The organism is Pseudomonas neustonica (genome assembly GCF_003797945.1).
Classification (GTDB): domain Bacteria; phylum Pseudomonadota; class Gammaproteobacteria; order Pseudomonadales; family Pseudomonadaceae; genus Halopseudomonas; species Halopseudomonas neustonica.
This window is the reverse complement of the sequence record NZ_RKKU01000017.1, coordinates 72,497-88,056: the sequence shown is the minus strand read 5'-3', so window position 1 is coordinate 88,056 and position 15,560 is coordinate 72,497. Positions and strand designations below refer to the sequence as shown.

15 protein-coding genes are annotated in these 15,560 nt (G+C 59.0%); 1 reads left to right on the top strand and 14 read right to left on the bottom strand.

Features of this window, described 5'->3' with window-relative positions; genetic code table 11:
• Nucleotides 1-123: 123 nt before the first annotated feature.
• The 13 genes from EF096_RS13525 to arsS form a co-directional block, all read right to left on the bottom strand.
• Entirely contained in the window at nt 124-486 is a 363-nt protein-coding gene (locus EF096_RS13525) for an alpha-ketoglutarate-dependent dioxygenase AlkB (protein ID WP_158611283.1), read from the bottom strand.
• Entirely contained in the window at nt 470-1,000 is a 531-nt protein-coding gene (locus EF096_RS13520; protein ID WP_123890239.1) for a methylated-DNA--[protein]-cysteine S-methyltransferase, read from the bottom strand. The genes EF096_RS13525 and EF096_RS13520 overlap by 17 nt, the downstream gene beginning before the upstream one ends.
• A gap of 133 nt (nt 1,001-1,133) precedes the next feature.
• Entirely contained in the window at nt 1,134-1,922 is a 789-nt protein-coding gene (locus EF096_RS13515; RefSeq protein WP_123890237.1) for an SDR family NAD(P)-dependent oxidoreductase, read from the bottom strand.
• Nucleotides 1,923-1,983: 61 nt separating this feature from the next.
• A complete protein-coding gene (surE, locus tag EF096_RS13510; RefSeq protein WP_218565682.1) occupies nt 1,984-2,823 on the bottom strand; it encodes a 5'/3'-nucleotidase SurE in 840 nt (279 codons plus the stop codon).
• Nucleotides 2,824-2,932: 109 nt separating this feature from the next.
• On the bottom strand, nt 2,933-3,982 hold the full coding sequence (locus EF096_RS13505) for a phosphotransferase (RefSeq protein ID WP_123890236.1): 1,050 nt from the start codon (nt 3,980-3,982) through the stop codon (nt 2,933-2,935).
• A 90-nt stretch (nt 3,983-4,072) separates the two neighbouring features.
• Nucleotides 4,073-4,834 carry an SDR family NAD(P)-dependent oxidoreductase gene (locus EF096_RS13500; protein ID WP_123890235.1) on the bottom strand — a complete coding sequence of 254 codons (762 nt, stop codon included), beginning with the start codon at nt 4,832-4,834 and terminating at the stop codon, nt 4,073-4,075.
• A 238-nt stretch (nt 4,835-5,072) separates the two neighbouring features.
• Complete coding sequence (locus EF096_RS13495; protein ID WP_123890234.1) at nt 5,073-6,269, bottom strand: acyl-CoA dehydrogenase family protein; 1,197 nt, start codon at nt 6,267-6,269, stop codon at nt 5,073-5,075.
• 188 nt (nt 6,270-6,457) lie between these two features.
• Nucleotides 6,458-7,078, bottom strand: a complete 621-nt coding sequence (locus tag EF096_RS13490) for a TIGR04282 family arsenosugar biosynthesis glycosyltransferase (protein ID WP_123890233.1) — start codon at nt 7,076-7,078, stop codon at nt 6,458-6,460.
• Nucleotides 7,079-7,117: 39 nt separating this feature from the next.
• Nucleotides 7,118-7,801, bottom strand: coding sequence for a TIGR04283 family arsenosugar biosynthesis glycosyltransferase (locus EF096_RS13485; RefSeq protein ID WP_123890232.1), 684 nt, complete (start codon nt 7,799-7,801; stop codon nt 7,118-7,120).
• Entirely contained in the window at nt 7,801-9,945 is a 2,145-nt protein-coding gene (locus EF096_RS13480) for an FAD-dependent oxidoreductase (protein WP_123890231.1), read from the bottom strand. The genes EF096_RS13485 and EF096_RS13480 overlap by 1 nt, the downstream gene beginning before the upstream one ends.
• The gene (locus tag EF096_RS13475; RefSeq protein WP_123890230.1) at nt 9,942-10,907 is read right to left on the bottom strand and encodes a hypothetical protein; all 966 of its coding nucleotides are present in this window, start codon (nt 10,905-10,907) and stop codon (nt 9,942-9,944) included. Before EF096_RS13475 ends, EF096_RS13480 begins: the two co-directional genes overlap by 4 nt.
• The gene (locus EF096_RS13470; RefSeq protein WP_177412342.1) at nt 10,904-12,280 is read right to left on the bottom strand and encodes an SLC5/6 family protein; all 1,377 of its coding nucleotides are present in this window, start codon (nt 12,278-12,280) and stop codon (nt 10,904-10,906) included. Before EF096_RS13470 ends, EF096_RS13475 begins: the two co-directional genes overlap by 4 nt.
• A gap of 38 nt (nt 12,281-12,318) precedes the next feature.
• On the bottom strand, nt 12,319-13,323 hold the full coding sequence (gene arsS / locus EF096_RS13465; RefSeq protein ID WP_235869739.1) for an arsenosugar biosynthesis radical SAM (seleno)protein ArsS: 1,005 nt from the start codon (nt 13,321-13,323) through the stop codon (nt 12,319-12,321).
• Nucleotides 13,324-13,475: 152 nt separating this feature from the next.
• Here arsS and EF096_RS13460 point away from each other — a divergent pair, with 152 nt between their 5' ends.
• Nucleotides 13,476-14,318, top strand: coding sequence for a class I SAM-dependent methyltransferase (locus EF096_RS13460; protein WP_123890229.1), 843 nt, complete (start codon nt 13,476-13,478; stop codon nt 14,316-14,318).
• A 23-nt stretch (nt 14,319-14,341) separates the two neighbouring features.
• On the opposite strand, the gene EF096_RS13455 is transcribed toward EF096_RS13460, so the two are convergent.
• The gene (locus EF096_RS13455) at nt 14,342-15,385 is read right to left on the bottom strand and encodes a helix-turn-helix transcriptional regulator (RefSeq protein WP_158611282.1); all 1,044 of its coding nucleotides are present in this window, start codon (nt 15,383-15,385) and stop codon (nt 14,342-14,344) included.
• Between the last annotated feature and the right edge of the window lie 175 nt (nt 15,386-15,560).

Genomic DNA, 15,560 nt, shown 5'->3' with positions numbered 1-15,560 from the left:
GAACCAGCAACGCGGCATCGTGCTTGAACTCAGTTGAAAACGTACGACGTTGTCTTGTCATGGAACACCTCAGCTATGGCGGTAAATTTACCACCCATTTCGGTGTCCGGGATTAGTAGACCACTACAAGGACTGCGGATCAAAGCCCTTAAAACCAACCTCAGCAGCAGCGCGAACCGCCAGCTCACGAAAGGAGGAGGGCATGGCAGGCCAAGGCTTATCAGTTAAAGGGTCTTCAGTGGTGTAGCGATAACCGTGCTTATCGGTGATCCAGCCGTAGGTGCCACAGCTGCACTGCGCGGATGACATGGCATGGCCACCGGGAGTGACCTGGTGACGAAAGGCGGCCTGTTGTTCGATCTTGCCGATCTGCGCCAGCAGGTCATCCGCCTGCGCATGGGCAAAGCCTTTCAGCAACCAGGCATCCGGACCAACGGCGATGGGCTCCGGCGTGGGCGGGGCGAAGAGGTCAAGACTGCTCTGCAAACGTGGCCTCCCGACGTAGCAGCTCGCGCTTGCGCGCCACGCCCCAGCGGTAGCCGGAAATGTCGCCATCGCTGCGCAGCACACGGTGGCAGGGCACGACGATAGCGAGCGGGTTAGCAGCGCAGGCGCTAGCGACGGCGCGGGTCGCTTTGGGTCGCCCGAGGCGGCTGGCTAGTTCGCCGTAGCTGATGGTGCTGCCGTTGACGATCTGCTGCAGCTGCTCCCACACCTGTTGCTGAAACTGAGTGCCAGTGGCGTTGAGCGGCATGCTTAGTGACAGCGGCTGTTGCGGGCGCTCGATAAAGGCCAGGAGTTGCTGAATGTCGGGGCGCAGCCGCTCAGGGTTGGCTTGCAGGCGGGCACCGGGAAAGCGGCTCTGCAGATCGCGCAGCAGGCTTTCATCATCGTCGCCGAGCAATATGCTGCAGATGCCCAGCTCGCAAGCGCCAAGGAGTAAGCCGCCGAGTGAGCAGTGGCCGGTGAGGTAATCAATGCACAGGGGTTGGGTAGCCATGCTGTTGTACGCTGCTGGTGAGTTGATCAGCGCTCAGTGTCCGACTTCCAGCGGCTGGCAGCAAGTGCTGCAAACCGCTGGCGACGGTAAAAAAGCAGGCGAGGTGGCGATCGCCACGCAGGTAGCTTTGTGGTTAGAACTTCATGCCTGGCAGATTCAGCGACGCGGTATTGCCGCCATCGACTGGCAGGGCCTGACCGGTAACGTAGCTGGCATCGTCGCTGGCCAGAAAGGCAATGGCGCTGGCGATTTCTTCCGGACGGCCATAGCGGCGCAGCTCGCAGCGCGAGCCCAGCTTGTCTTCCTTTTTGTTGCTGCGGGCATACTCAAACACGGGCGCGGTCATGCCGGTTTCGATCAGGCCGGGGCAGACCGCGTTAACGCGAATGCCGGAGCCGCCCAGGTCGCAGGCCGAGGTCATGGTGAAGTTGATCACACCGGCCTTGGAGGCGCTGTAGGCGTTGCCGCCAGCGCCGGAGCGAATGCCCGCCACGGAGGCGGTGTTGACGATGGCGCCCTTGCCCTGTTTCAGCATCTGCTGCGAGGCATACTTGGTAAACAGCATGACGCCGTAGAGGTTGACGGAAATGATCTTCTGCCAGGTCTCCAGGCTTTGTTCGGGCGCGCCGCTGTAGTCACCGCCAGCGATACCGGCGTTATTGCACAGCACATCCAGGCTGCCGTAGTGGCTGATGGTTTCGGCTACGCACTGTTCGACGGCGGCTTCGTCAGACACATCCAGGGTGCGGTGCTGTACCTCGGTGCCAGCGGGCAGTTCACTGAGGGTCTGTTCCAGACCTTCGGCGTTACGGTCGACCAACATGAGTTTGGCGCCTTCGCTGGCCAGACGTTTGGCGGTGGCGCGGCCAATACCGCTGCCGGCACCGGTGATCAGGGCAATCTTGTTATCAAAACGTTGCATGGTTCCTGTCCTCTGCTGTGCTGCGTTGTAAGCGAGTGCGGCGGCGCCGCACTCCTTGTTATTAATGATCGATGCTGACGTCTTCGCTGGGCGGCTTGCTGGCAGCCTGCGCTGCATCTATGCCGAGGGTGCTGGCCATGGCAGCGGTATCTACCTGCCAGCTGCTGGCGATATCACGCTCGATGCGCACGGGTGAGAGGCTGATCATGCCTTCACGCAGTGCACCCACGTCGGACTGCAGGCCGGTGACCTTTTCGGTCTGACGCTGGAAGCCGAGCCAGTAGTAGGGCACGCCACGGGTGTCTTCACGGCGCTCGATGTTTACGCCGCCAATGCTGCCGCGCTGTGGGCGGCAAATGGCAACGCCACGTACCTGCTTGGGCGGTAGCGCCGGGAAGTTGATGTTCATGGCGCAGTCTTCCGGCCAGCCTTCGGCCAGCAGCTCACGCACCAGCTTGCCGCCATACTCGCGGGCGGTATCCCATTCGGTGGGCACACCAGCGTGATAGGCCTGACTCAGAGCAATGGCGGGAATACCCAGCAGGGTGCCGGTGAGGGCGCCGCCGATGGTGCCGGAGTAGGCGACCGAGTCGCTGATATTGGCGCCGTGGTTGACGCCAGAGAGCACCAGGTCAGGTTTCTCGGGCATGAGTTCAGCCACGCCAAGCAACACGCAGTCACTGGGTGTGCCGCTGACGCTGAAGCGGCGGTCTTCAAAGTGATGTACGCGCAGCGGGTGATGTACCGAGATGGACATGGAAACACCGCTTTGGTCCAGGTCTGGAGAGACGATCCAGACTTCTTCGGCGATCTGCGCAGCGATCTCTTCCAGCACTTTCAGGCCGGGGCCGCGCCAGCCATCATCGTTGGTCAGCAATACGCGCTTGATTGGCTTGGACATAGAGATTCCTTTGCGATTTTGGCTATTCGGGGATATCGGTAGGCGAACGATTTTTAGGTACAAGCAATGCGGGGCACCTGATGAGGTGCCCCGCGAGGGTGTTGCCGAGTTACTTGCTCTGGGCTATTTCCCAGCCGCGATCAGCCAACAGGCTGGCGCGTTTGCCGACTTCCAGTGCATCTGCGTTGCTGGCGTTGCCTTGCAGCGCGCGGTGGTAAACACCTTGCACGATGGCGGCCAAGCGGAACAGCGAGAAGGCTACATAAAAGTTCCAGTCTGGCACACCGCTGCGGCCGGTGTGTTGGCAGTACCAGTCCAGCACTTGCTGCTCTTCTGGCAGGCCAAGGGCTTTCAGATCGGCACCGACCAGGCCTTTGGCGCCATCGACGTTCACTGGCATGTGGTAGGGCAGGCAGCAGTAGGCCAGATCCGACAGCGGGTGGCCAAGGGTAGCCAGCTCCCAGTCGAGGATGGACACGACTTTGGATTCGGTTGGATGCAGCATCAGGTTGCCGATACGGAAGTCGCCGTGGGCGATGGTGGTGCTGTCGTCCGCCGGGATGTTATCCGGCAGCCACTTCATCAGGGCGTCCATGGAAGGCATGTCGTCGGTGCGGCTGGCTTCAAACTGGCCGCCCCAGCGCTTGAGCTGACGGGCGATGTAGTTGTCTGGCTTGCCGTAGCTTTCCAGACCAATAGCTTTCCAGTCGGCATTGTGCAACTGGCCCATGGTCTGGATCATCGACTGATAGATCGGCATGCGTTCTTCCTGCGCGACTTCGGCCAGCTGTGGCTGCGAGTAGACGCGACCGTCAACGTAGTCCATCACATAGAAGGCGGTACCGATGATCTCGGGGTCTTCACACAGCAGATGGACGCCGGGTACCGGCACATCAGTGCTACCGAGTGCGTTGATCACCTGGTACTCACGCTCGATCATGTGTGCCGAAGGCAGTAGTTTGCCCGGTGGCTTCTTGCGCAAAACGTACCGTTTTTCACCGATTTCCAATAGGAAAGTCGGGTTGGACTGGCCGCCCTGGAACTGCTGGACTTTCATGCCCTGGTTGGCTCCGGGGAGGTAATCCTGCAGGTACTTGGCCAGTTTGGCCTGGTCAAACTGGTGTGCAGGTAATACGTCAATCAGGGTGGCTCCGCTCATCTTATGATCCTGTAGTGAATGGGTCTGTACAGAAAGTAACACGCCAGGCGGCTGCCTGGCGTGTAGAAAAGCCTTATGAATCAGGCGTTATCAGGTAATGGTATCGCCGCCATCGGCAACGATGGTCTGCCCGGTAACGTAAGCGCCAGCCCTGGAGCCCAGAAACAGCGCTACCCCGGCGATATCCACCGGCTCACCAACGCGGCGCAGCGGCAGTTGTTCTTCGACTCGCTTGAGGCGATCCGGGTCTTCGATCAGGGCTTGGGCGAAGTCGGTACGGATCAGGCCAGGGGCGATAGAGTTGACGCGGATATTCTGCGGGCCCCATTCCAGCGAGAGGTTCCGTGCCAGACCCGCTTCGGCCGCTTTGGACATGCCATATACGCCGATGTTGGCACTGGCACGCAAGCCAGCAATGCTCGACAACAGCACGATAGAGCCGCCACCTTGCTTGACCATGTGCGGGATCGTCATGTTGCACAGCCAGAAGGTGCCTTTGACGTTGGTGCCCATGATCTTGTCAAAGGCCTCATCGCTGACCTTGTGCGTGGGGCCATAAACCGGGTTGGTGGCAGCGTTGCACACCAGGATATCGATCTTGCCCCAAGCCGCTAGCGTCTGGTCGACCAGATTCTGCAACTGTGCCTTGTCGCCTACATGGCAGGCCACCGGCAGAGCCTCAAAACCCTGCTCGCGCAGTTCGCTTGCTACTTGTTCGCAGACGTCTGCCTTGCGGCTGGAAATAACTACCTTGGCACCGGCCTTGGCGTACTCCTCGGCAATCGCCTTACCAATGCCCTTGGTTGAGCCGGTAATGATGGCGACTTTGCCGGTTAAATCGAAAAGAGACATTTGGGCCTCGCTGTTTTTTTATCTTGTGGTTGTTTGTTCGGGTAGTGGTTAGAGCTGGATGGGGCTTGAAGCTTGAAGCTTGAAGCTTGAAGCTAAAACCAGGGCAGGCTGCTTGCTTTTTTGTGGGAGGGCTCACTCATCCGTGGCCCCCCACAAAAAAGCAAATCAGATCAAAGCTTCCAGCTCAGCCTCTACCGCTGGCTGCTTCCAGCTTTCCGCTTCAAGCTTCCAGCTTGTTTTAAAGATATTGCCCCATTTCCAGCTTGGCGATGGTGCCCAGGTGGACTTCGTCCGGGCCGTCGGCCAGGCGCAGGGTACGGGCTTTGGCGTAGGCGGAGGCCAGGAAGGTGTCCTGACATACGCCTTTGGCGCCGAATACCTGAATGGCGCGGTCGATCACGTTGCAGGCCATGGTGGGGGCGACGGCTTTGATCATGGCGATCTGCTGACGAGCCACCTTGTTACCGTGCAGGTCCATACTGCGGGCGGCGTGCAGGGTCAGCAGGCGGGCCTGATCGATCTCGCAGCGTGACTTGGCGATGGCTTCGGCGGTGCTGCCGTGTTTGTACAGCGGCTTGCCGAAGGCAACACGCTCGGCGGCGCGTTGGCACATGGCGGCCAAGGCGCGCTCGGCGATGCCGATGCTGCGCATGCAGTGGTGAATACGGCCTGGCCCGAGGCGACCTTGAGCGATTTCAAAACCACGGCCTTCGCCCAGCAGGATGTTGGACACCGGCACGCGGACGTTCTCGTAGGTGATCTCGGCGTGGCCGTGTGGTGCGTGGTCGTAGCCGAACACGTGCAGGTCACGCACGATGGTCACGCCGGGGGTGTCCAGTGGCACCAGAATCATGCTCTGTTGTACGTGCTTGGGTGCATCCGGGTCGGTTTTGCCCATCACGATGGCGATCTTGCAATGCTCGTTCAGCGCTCCGGAAGACCACCACTTGGTGCCGTTGATCACGTACTCATCGCCATCGCGGCGAATTTCGCACTGGATGTTGGTGGCGTCGGAGGAGGCGACGTCGGGCTCGGTCATCGAGAAGCAGGAGCGGATTTCACCGGCCAGCAAAGGCTTGAGCCACTGCTCTTTTTGCGCCTCGTTGCCGTAGCGCTCGATGGTTTCCATGTTGCCGGTGTCCGGTGCGCTGCAGTTGAAGACTTCACCGGCGAAGGAGACGCGGCCCATGATTTCACAAAGGTGGGCGTATTCTTCGTTGTTCAGGCCAGCGCCACGTTCGGAGTGGGGCAGAAACAGGTTCCACAGTCCCTTGCCCTGAGCTTTTTTCTTCAGTTCTTCAAGAATCGCCGGGTGGCCCCATTTGTTCTCTTTGACCTGTTCGTAGAACAGCGCCTCATTGGGGTAGATAAACTCGTCCATAAAAGCTTCGAGCTGTTGCTTAAGGTCTTGCACGCGGGGGCTGAGTTCGAACATGGTGGGTCCTTTGCATTATTGTTTGGCGTGAAGGTATTTCACGGCGTCAGGCAATGCATGTGACCATATAGTCAGCCCGCTGCGAGATGAAGAATATCCTGCGGCTGGAATAAGGTTTTATAGATTTTGGTGATAGAGGGGCGGATGTATTATTAGCGTGGGTGAGACGCGCCCCTCTCTGCAGGGCTTCAGGCTGTGCCCGACATCTGTGGGCGCAAGTTGACTGGTAGTCGTTGCAGATCATGGGGGTCATCCAGATCCCACAACGTTGGCCCTATCCAGAGGCTTTGCTCGGCGGCCTGCAGTCGCTTGCGCGTGTCATGCATAACCCGGTCGTGGCTCCACTGCATGTTGGTGAAAGGCACTGCATCGGGTTGCCGCTGGGCGATCAACACGTAGCCGCCATCTTCGCTGGGGACCACGGCCGCATCGTGAGTGGCCAGTGCGATATTGGCTTGCTGCACGACGGCGGTGGACATATCCGGGCAGTCTGTGCCGATCAATAAAGCCCCGTCAGGGTGTTCAGCCAATGCGTTGGCCATGCGCTCACCCAGATCGGCACCCACCTGCTGGCGCAGGGTGAGGTTATGATCCTTGGCTAACTGTTGGAGTAGGGGGTGGTCTATCTGCGGAGCATAGAGGTAGCGCTGGGCTGGCCAGTCAATGGTTTGTTGCAGACTGTGCCGCAGGAGCTGGATGTAGAGTTCACAGGCTCCCTTAGCACCCAGAGCGGGGATCAGGCGGGTCTTAACGCGGCCAGGTACCGGGGCTTTGGCGAAGATCAGTAACGGGCGAGGGCGGTTCGGCATGGTCGGGAGCAGCCTCCGTCAGGCATTTAATATAAACCGCTAGTACCACTGAGCCAGGCGTTGCGGCGGTACGCCAAGCCAGTAAAGTGCGCGCAGCCACCACATCAAGGCTATGGTGCGCAGAGTGCCGTGCTGCTGCCAGCGACGGCTGGATGTCACCAGAGGAGGGCGAAGGCAAACTGGTTTGCCATGGCGGCGTAACCGTTTGCTCAATTCAATGTCCTCCATAAGTGGGATATCCGCATAGCCGCCAAGTTCCGTAAATAGCTGATGCTCAACAAAAATACCTTGATCACCGGTACAGACGCCGGTGATTCGTGAGCGCCAGTTCATCATGCCAGCGACGGTATTGAGTAGCGCGCTAGCGGGAGCGAGCTGGACGTCAAACCGACCCCAGCGCTGGCTTTTGTTTACGGCTTGCGCAATCAACCGGGTAAAACCGTCGGGTAGGCGCGTGTCGGCATGCAGAAACAGTAGCGTGCTTCCGCGTGCGACTGCCGCCCCGGCGTTCATCTGTCGTGCTCGTCCAGGTTGGCTTTGCAGCAGCTGGTCGCAGAAGCCTTTGGCCAGGGCGACTGTGTTGTCGGTGCTGCCGCCATCAACCAGAATCACTTCCAGCTCGCCGCGCAGTGCCTGCAATGGCTGCAGGCTGCTGACGATATGCGCGGCCTCGTTGCGCGCAGGCATGATGATGCTGAGCGCGGGCACAGCCCGGTTTGGCATCAGCGCTTTAGCCGCCAGCGGTGAAAGCGCTGAACCCAACCGAGGAGTTTTTCTGGCGCATGTGCGCGTTTCCATTCGCCTGCGGCGTATTTGTTTGCCTCGGCAAAGGTTGGGTAGCTATGCACGGTACCGAGTACCTTGTTCAGCCCCAGGTTTTGCTTCATTGCCAACACGTATTCGGCGATCAGTTCGCCTGCGTGGGCGCCAACAATGGTCACACCGAGAATGCGGTCTTTACCCGGCGTAGTGAGTACTTTTACGTAGCCCTCCGCCGCCTCATCCGCGATGGCGCGATCGAGATCCTCAATACCGTAGCGGGTGACTTCTACCGCTATTTCCTGCTCTTCGGCTTCGGCTTCCGATAGCCCCACGCGGGCCACTTCGGGCTCGGTAAAGGTCACGTGCGGTAGCACGCGATAATCGACCTTGAAGCGTTTGAAACTACCAAAGAGTGCGTTGACGGCGGCGAACCAGGCCTGATGCGCGGCGGCGTGGGTGAACTGGTAGGGGCCGGTGACATCGCCCACGGCGAAGATATTCGGAAAGCGGGTGGCCAGATATTCATTGGTTTCCAGCGTGCCGTTGTCGCGCAGTTTCAGGCCCAGCTCTTCAACGCCATAACCCTGGGTATTAGCCCTTCTGCCCACCGCAACTAGCACCGCATCAAAACTGATGCTCACCAGTTCGTCGGTATCCAGCTGCCGCGCTTGCATGACAGCGCCTTGATCGGTCTGCTCGAAACGCTCGGCTTTATGGCCCAGGCGTAAATCAACTCCCTCGCTGCGCATTGCCAGGCTGACCAACTCGCTGGCGTCGCTGTCTTCGTTTGCCAGCAGGCGTTCGCCCTGTTCGACCTGAATCACCTGTGAGCCCAGACGCTGAAACGCCTGTGCCAGCTCGCAGCCAATTGGGCCGCCGCCCAGCACCAGAAAGCGCTTGGGCTGCTCGCGCAGGCCCCATAGCGTGTCGGAGGTATAGGCGGGCACGGTATCCAGACCGGGGATTGGCGGCATGATCGGACGACCACCGGCGGCGATGATGATATTGCGCGTGGTCAGGGTGCGCCCCGCGACGTCGACAGTCCACGGCGAGGTAATACGCGCCGCGCCCTGGATCACATCGACGCCGAGGTCGCGGTAGCGATCGGGCGAGTCGTGTGGTTCGATTTCGGTGATGACGCGCTGTACGCGGTCCATGACGCGGGCAAAATCGACCGTTGCGCTGGCGTTGGTATAGCCAAGCGTGGCGGCGCGTTTGACTTCAGCTGCCAGTCGCGCCGAGCGAATCAGCGCTTTGGAGGGCACGCAGCCGGTATTCAGGCAGTCGCCGCCCATGGCGTGCTTTTCAATCAGACTGACCTCGGCCTTTACCGCTGCGGCTATGTAAGCACTGACCAGACCGCCGCTGCCAGCACCGATGACCACCAGGTTGCGATCAAAACTGGTAGGTTTTTGCCAGCCGCGGTAAACCCGACGCGCCTTGACCTGATCGAGTATTTTGCGTGCGATCAGCGGAAATAGCCCGAGCAATACAAAGGCGCCAATCAGCCCCGGTGACAGAATGCCGCCCAGTGAGTCCAGCTGGCTGAGTTCGCGACCGGCGTTCACATAGACGAAGGTGCCGGGCAGCATGCCGAGCTGGCTGACCCACCAGAAGGTGCGTGCCTTGATGTGGGTGAGCCCCATCGCCAGGTTGATCATGAAGAAGGGGAAAGCCGGTACTAGCCGCAGGGCGAACAGATAAAAGGCGCCTTCACGTTCTATGCCTTCGTTCAGCGGTTTCAGGCGTCGGCCAAAGCGCTGCTGCACCCAGTCCTGCAACAGAAATCGGCTGATCAGCATGGCCAGAGTAGCGCCAAGGCTGGAGGCGAAAGACACGATAACCAGGCCCCAGCCAAGACCAAATAGCGCACCGCCGGCCAGCGTCATCAATGCTGCACCGGGCAGGGACAGCGCGGTTACCAGCACATACACAACGAAAAAAATGCCGCCGGCGATCAGCGGGTTATCCATTACCTGGGTATTCAGTGCCTGTTGCTGCGCCTTGATGGCGTCCAGGCTGAAGTACTGGTTAAGGTCGAACACAAAGAAGGCTGCGACCAGCGCAACGATGGCCAGCAGTACTGCCAGCTTTTTGATATTCATACGAAATGGGCCTCCAGGGCGCATAGGGTACTGGCAAGGGCGAAGCCCTCGATTAGGGCGTCCTGTGGTTGCTCATCGCAACCTTGGGTAATACGTGTGCGGTAGGACAGTGCGGCAGCACTACCCTCTGGCCAAGCCTGATCAAAGGCGGTGATAAACGCTTGCTGATCGTAGTTCAGGGGCAACGCCTCGACGTACAGATTGCCGATTTTTGCGCGATACAGTGCGGCTAGACTAGGTTGCGCGGCTATCCGCGTGACCAGACCATAGCAGCCATTGTTGAAGTTGGGCAGACCGGCGGCGCCGTTGTTGATTACCGCCCAGTGCTCGGTTGCCAGCGCCCCTGCAGAGCAGGTATGACTGGTGGCTAGCACGCTGATGCGGTTGCGCTCACACCAGTCGCCCAACTGCTGCTGGCGCTCGGGGCTGCGCAGCGCTGAGCGGTCGCAGTGCCAGCCGGCAAGTGACTGTTCATCGCCGTGGGTGATGGCGACGCGCTGGCCAGCAACCTCAACCACGGCCGTGGCTGCGCGGCCAGCCAAAGCGCTGGCCATGCCAGGCAGTTGCGCTACGCAGCTGCTGAGCTGTTGGTGGATGGCGTTTGACCAGTTCACCGTCTGCTCCGGTACATCGTCAGGGTAGGCGCAGCCACAGCCGTGTGCTGAATTCTCCTGGCGACCCAGCTCGGTCTCAACGTTGCCACGCAGTAGGCTGTACTGTGCAATTTGTGCTTCGATTCGGCGGAACACCTCGGGCTCACAATCAAACCAGTGCGCGTCGCCGTTGAACACTACGCGGGCTTCGGGTTCACGCAGTAGTCGCCGCTGTAGTGCCGCCAGTGCCTGCTCATTGCCATAGAGCCCGCCGACCACGTAAAGACTGTCGCAGCTAAACAGGCTTGTACCGGCAAAGCTGTCTGCGGGTAGCTGATAGTCAAGCGGGCAGCTGCGTCCGGGTGTCATGCTGTTCTCCGCAGGCCGCAAAGCAGGTAGGCTGCGGTGCACAAGATCAGACCGTAGAGGTTAACGCCCAGCAGCAGCGCATAGCGTCCATCGCCGATAGCCCAGCTGGCAGGTATCCAGTTGAGCGTCAGCCCTACGCCCAGCAGCAGGCCGCACCAGAAGCTCAGGTGAAAGCCCAGTGCGGTAGGGCGAACCAGCCCGTGCAACAGGAACACCGGTGCCAGGCCAATCACCATGGTGCCGCTAATGGTGGTCGCCTTGAGAATGTCGGTACCCGCCAGCATGGGCAAGTTGCCTAGTACCGCAAAGATCAGCATGGCAAGCATGCCTACGGCGATGGCTTTTTGGCCTAAATTACGACCTGCCAAGGCGGGCAGTTCGCGGCCGGTCAGGCGCGCCAGGCTGGAGAAGGTCGAGTCCAGAGTGGAGCCAGCAGCGGAGATCATCACCAGGGTCATCACGATCAGCGCGCCTATGCCCATGGTCTTGGCCAGCGCGGCCGGCACGTTGCCTGAGGCTTCGATCCCGCTGAGGCTGGCGTGTACACCGATCAGGCTGAAGGCCAGAATCGCGACAAAACCCAGCACGCCAGCCAAGGTGAAGGCGCGCAGCATGGATTTCTCTTCGCTGATAAAGCCGCGATCAGTCAGTACCGGATCATGGAAGGGGTAACTGAACAGCTGCAGGCAAGCGACCAGAAAAAGGTCTACGCCAGCGTTCATTGCCCAACTGCTAGTGCTGCGCAGTTCTGCGACCGAGTGGTTGGGCAGCACCAGGCCCAATACCCAGACCAATGCGACGATAAAAATCGCCGCTTGGGCGGCATCGGTCAGGATCGAGCTGCGCAGACCGCCGCGCAGGCTATAGGCCAGGGTAACGGCGGTAAAGAGTAGCGCAGCAAGAATAAAGGGCGTGCTGCCGCTATCCCCATAGTAGCCACCAACGACTGCGGTGTTGCTCCACACTTCGTTGAACAGGCGGATAAGGATAGCTGCAGAAAACGCCAGTGCCGCGCCTCGACCGTAATTGCTGGTCAGGAAACTGACCATGCTGGTGGCGCCAAATTTGCGCCGCAGACGATAAATAACGTAGCCACACAGTGGAATTGATAGCCAATAGGTGGCGTAGGCCAAGCCGCCAACCAGACCAAATTCGGCCCCCAAATTCGCCGCGTTGGTAACCGACTTGGCAAAGATCCAGCTGATGAAGATGCTGATAGTCAGCAACAGTGGCGACGCTGGGCGGCCGTCACTGTCTTCGCCATTAAAGAAGCCACCCAGGGTGACGCTGCGTGGCGATAGGGCGTACATGATGACGCCGTAGGCAATGAGAAAGCCCCAGAAGAAGATGCCGGTCATACCGCTGATGGCCATGCAGTGGTTCCTGTTAGTTCTTGAGTTAGAGAAAGTAGTTAGCTGATAACGCCGCCGCAACTGGAGCCTTGCCCTGCGGTGCAGGCAAAGCAATGGTCGCGGGTGGCGATAGGATTGTCTTCCAGTGTTTGCTCTGCCAATTGGCTCAGGTGCGGGCGATCACTGGCAATTAGCGGCAGCGGCAAATCCAGCATCTGGTTGAAATCGCAGTCGTACAGGTAACCGCGCCAGTCGACGCTGATGGTATTGCGGCACATCAGCCCTGGCAGATTCTGCGCGCTGAAGTTATCGCGCAGCAACTGCATATAGTCGTTGAACTGGCCTCGGCTGGCCAGCGTACTGCCAAAGCGCGCAATAGGTTGATTGGTAATGGTGAACAGCTGACTGAATACAATGCCGAAGTCTTCGCTCAGGTGCGATTTGTAATCGGCCTGCAGCGCTGCCTGCGGTGGTGGCAGGCTGGGCCCTTGCGGGTTGTAAACCAGGTTGAGTTCGAGGCCGCTGTCTGGTGCGCCGTAGCCGAGCCGGTTGAGCTGTAACAGACCTTGTATGCTGCGCTCAAATACGCCGTCGCCGCGCTGCTGGTCTACGTTGTCGCGCGAGTAGCAGGGCAGCGAGGCTGAAACGCTGACACGATTTTCCGCCAGAAAGGCGGCCAGGTCTTCGTAGCCCGGCTCGGACAGAATGGTCAGGTTACAGCGGTCGATAACCTCGATCCCTTCGGTGCGAGCGTGGCGCACAATGTCGCGAAACCGCGGGTGCATCTCGGGCGCGCCGCCGGTCAGATCGAGCGTTTGCACCGAGTGGGCGTCGAGCACGCGGTACAGGTCTTCAATCACCTCGTCAGTCATCGCCTCGGTCCGGGTCGGACCGGCATTTACATGACAATGCAGGCAGCGCTGGTTGCACTCATAGGTCAGGTTCACTTGCAGGGTATCGAATGCGCGCCGCTTGATCGGCGGAAAGTCGAGACGGTTCAATAGGGGCAGGGTATCCAGCACAGAGTGCTCCTCATAACGATAACTATATGAAGAATAGAGCATTGGCCGCCTGCTTTGTTACAAGATCACCATCTTTTAGCTTGGCACCATTTCAGTGAGGTCGTGTCACAAGACCAGGTTGCCCACGTTTACGGGCTTGTCTCTTGCTGGTGTATTGTTAAGTTTCAGTTAGACATCATTAAAGGAGTGGTTTGATGAATCGGCTATTGGTTGCCGCCAGTGCGTTATTTCTATCCGGCGCTGTGCTGGCTCAGGATGCAGTCTCGCCCCCACAGATTACTCAGGCGCAGCAGCAAGCGCTCGGTGACGCGGTTGCTAGTACCTCGCGAGGTATTACCAATGTGATGCGTGATGCCTACCGCAACCCGCAGCACACGCTGGCTTTCTTTGGCATTACGCCCGGGCAGACCGTGATTGAAGTATGGCCGGGCGCTGGCTGGTACACCGAGATACTCGCGCCACTGCTGCGCGATGAAGGCAAGTTGATTGCGGCGCATTTTGATCCTGAGTCCGACGTGGCGTTTTTCCGCCGGTCACGTGCCGACTTTGCAGCCAAGCTGGCTGAAGATCCGCAATGGTATGACAAGGTCGAACTCTCCACGCTTAATTATGATCCGCAGCTGCCGCTGGCCGAGCCGGGCAGTGCAGATCGCGTGCTGACCTTCCGCAATGTGCATAACTGGTTGGCCGCTGGTGACGATAAAGCGGCTCAGGTATTCGATAAGTTTTATGCCGCGCTCAAGCCGGGCGGCATGTTGGGCGTGGTTGAACATCAGGCCAGGGCCGGTACCAGTCTGGAGGACATGATCAAAACCGGCTACGTGACCCAGGCCAAGGTGCGTGAGCTGGCTGAGGCCGCGGGCTTTGAGATGATTTCGATCAGTCCGGTCAATCAGAACGTGCAGGATACCAAGGATCATCCAGAGGGGGTCTGGACCCTGCCGCCCACGCTGCGTTTGGGTGACAAGGATCGGGCACGCTACCTGGCTATCGGTGAAAGCGACCGCATGACCTTGCTCTTTATTAAACCGGAGTAGGGTGGCCTTGCCCCTGCCGTGCTTTAGCGGGAGGGGCTGTCTTTTTTGCCGAGCTGGCGGCGATAGCCAGTAGGGCTCATATCGGTCCAGCGGCGAAAGGCGCGGGTAAAGCTGCTTGGGTCCAGGAATCCTAGCTCGTAGGCAATGCTGGTGAGCGAGAGTTGGCCGTCAGTAATCATACGCAGCGCCGCTTCACGGCGAACCTCATCCGCTAGTTGCTCATAAGACGTACCTTCCTGGCTCAGCTTGCGCCGCAGGTGACGCTGGCTGATATTCATCGGCCCGGCTACCCGTTCAGCGCTAATGTCGCCAGACCCCAACAGCAGATGTATGCGTCTTTTTACCTGCTCCGATAGCGTACTGCTCGGCAAGGTGGCCAGCATATGCTGGAGTATGTCGGTCAGCTTGGGTAGCAGTAGCGTCGATGCAGTAGGCAAGGACTTATCCAGCAGGCTGCGCTTGAGCGACAGCGAATAGCGGTTAGCGAACCTTACTTGCTGATTTTTCAACAAGCGCTGGCAACTTTCTGCGTGTAAGTCGTGATGGTCTGCCAGCTCGATAGCATATAAAAGGCCGTCTGCGTCGAGGTCAATGCGGGTGAAGTAGCGAGCCAGGTAGCCGACAATAGACGCCATGTGCTGAGGGTGAGTATCCCCGATGGGCTTGAGCAACAGGTGCACTGATTCTTCCTGCGTATCGACCTGCAAGTTCAGTTGTGTGCTGACAATCGGGAAGTAGCGCGTAAGGATATTTAACGCGTCCTGAATAGACGGTGAGGCTGATGCCGCTAAGGCCAGGGTGTTGAAGGCGGTAGGGCTGAATACCCGATGCATGCGCAAGCCCAGCAGCGGGTCATCGCTGATACGAGCGGCCTCACTCCACACCAGTGAGCAAAATGGCTGATCGATGAACCCCTCTGCTTCAAACTGATCGCTGAACAGGCAGCCAGCCACGCTGGAGTCGCGCAGCGACAGGTCGTATTGCCGAAGCGTTTGCTCGACTGCGGTGGCCCAGAATGCACTTTCACGAACACGAAAAAAGGAGTGTGAACTCGACTGCTCGAACATCATCCCTGCCTGTTTTTGCTTTTGTTAGGTGACAAAATTGTTGTTTGTCTTATTGGTGGATTATAACGATAAAAAAAATGGGTAAAAGCCTGAAATTTTGTTTCGCACAGCAGAATCTTGTTACAAGTAATGTGAGAAGCCCTCCTAGCCGTTGATGGCCGTCACCTGAGCTTGT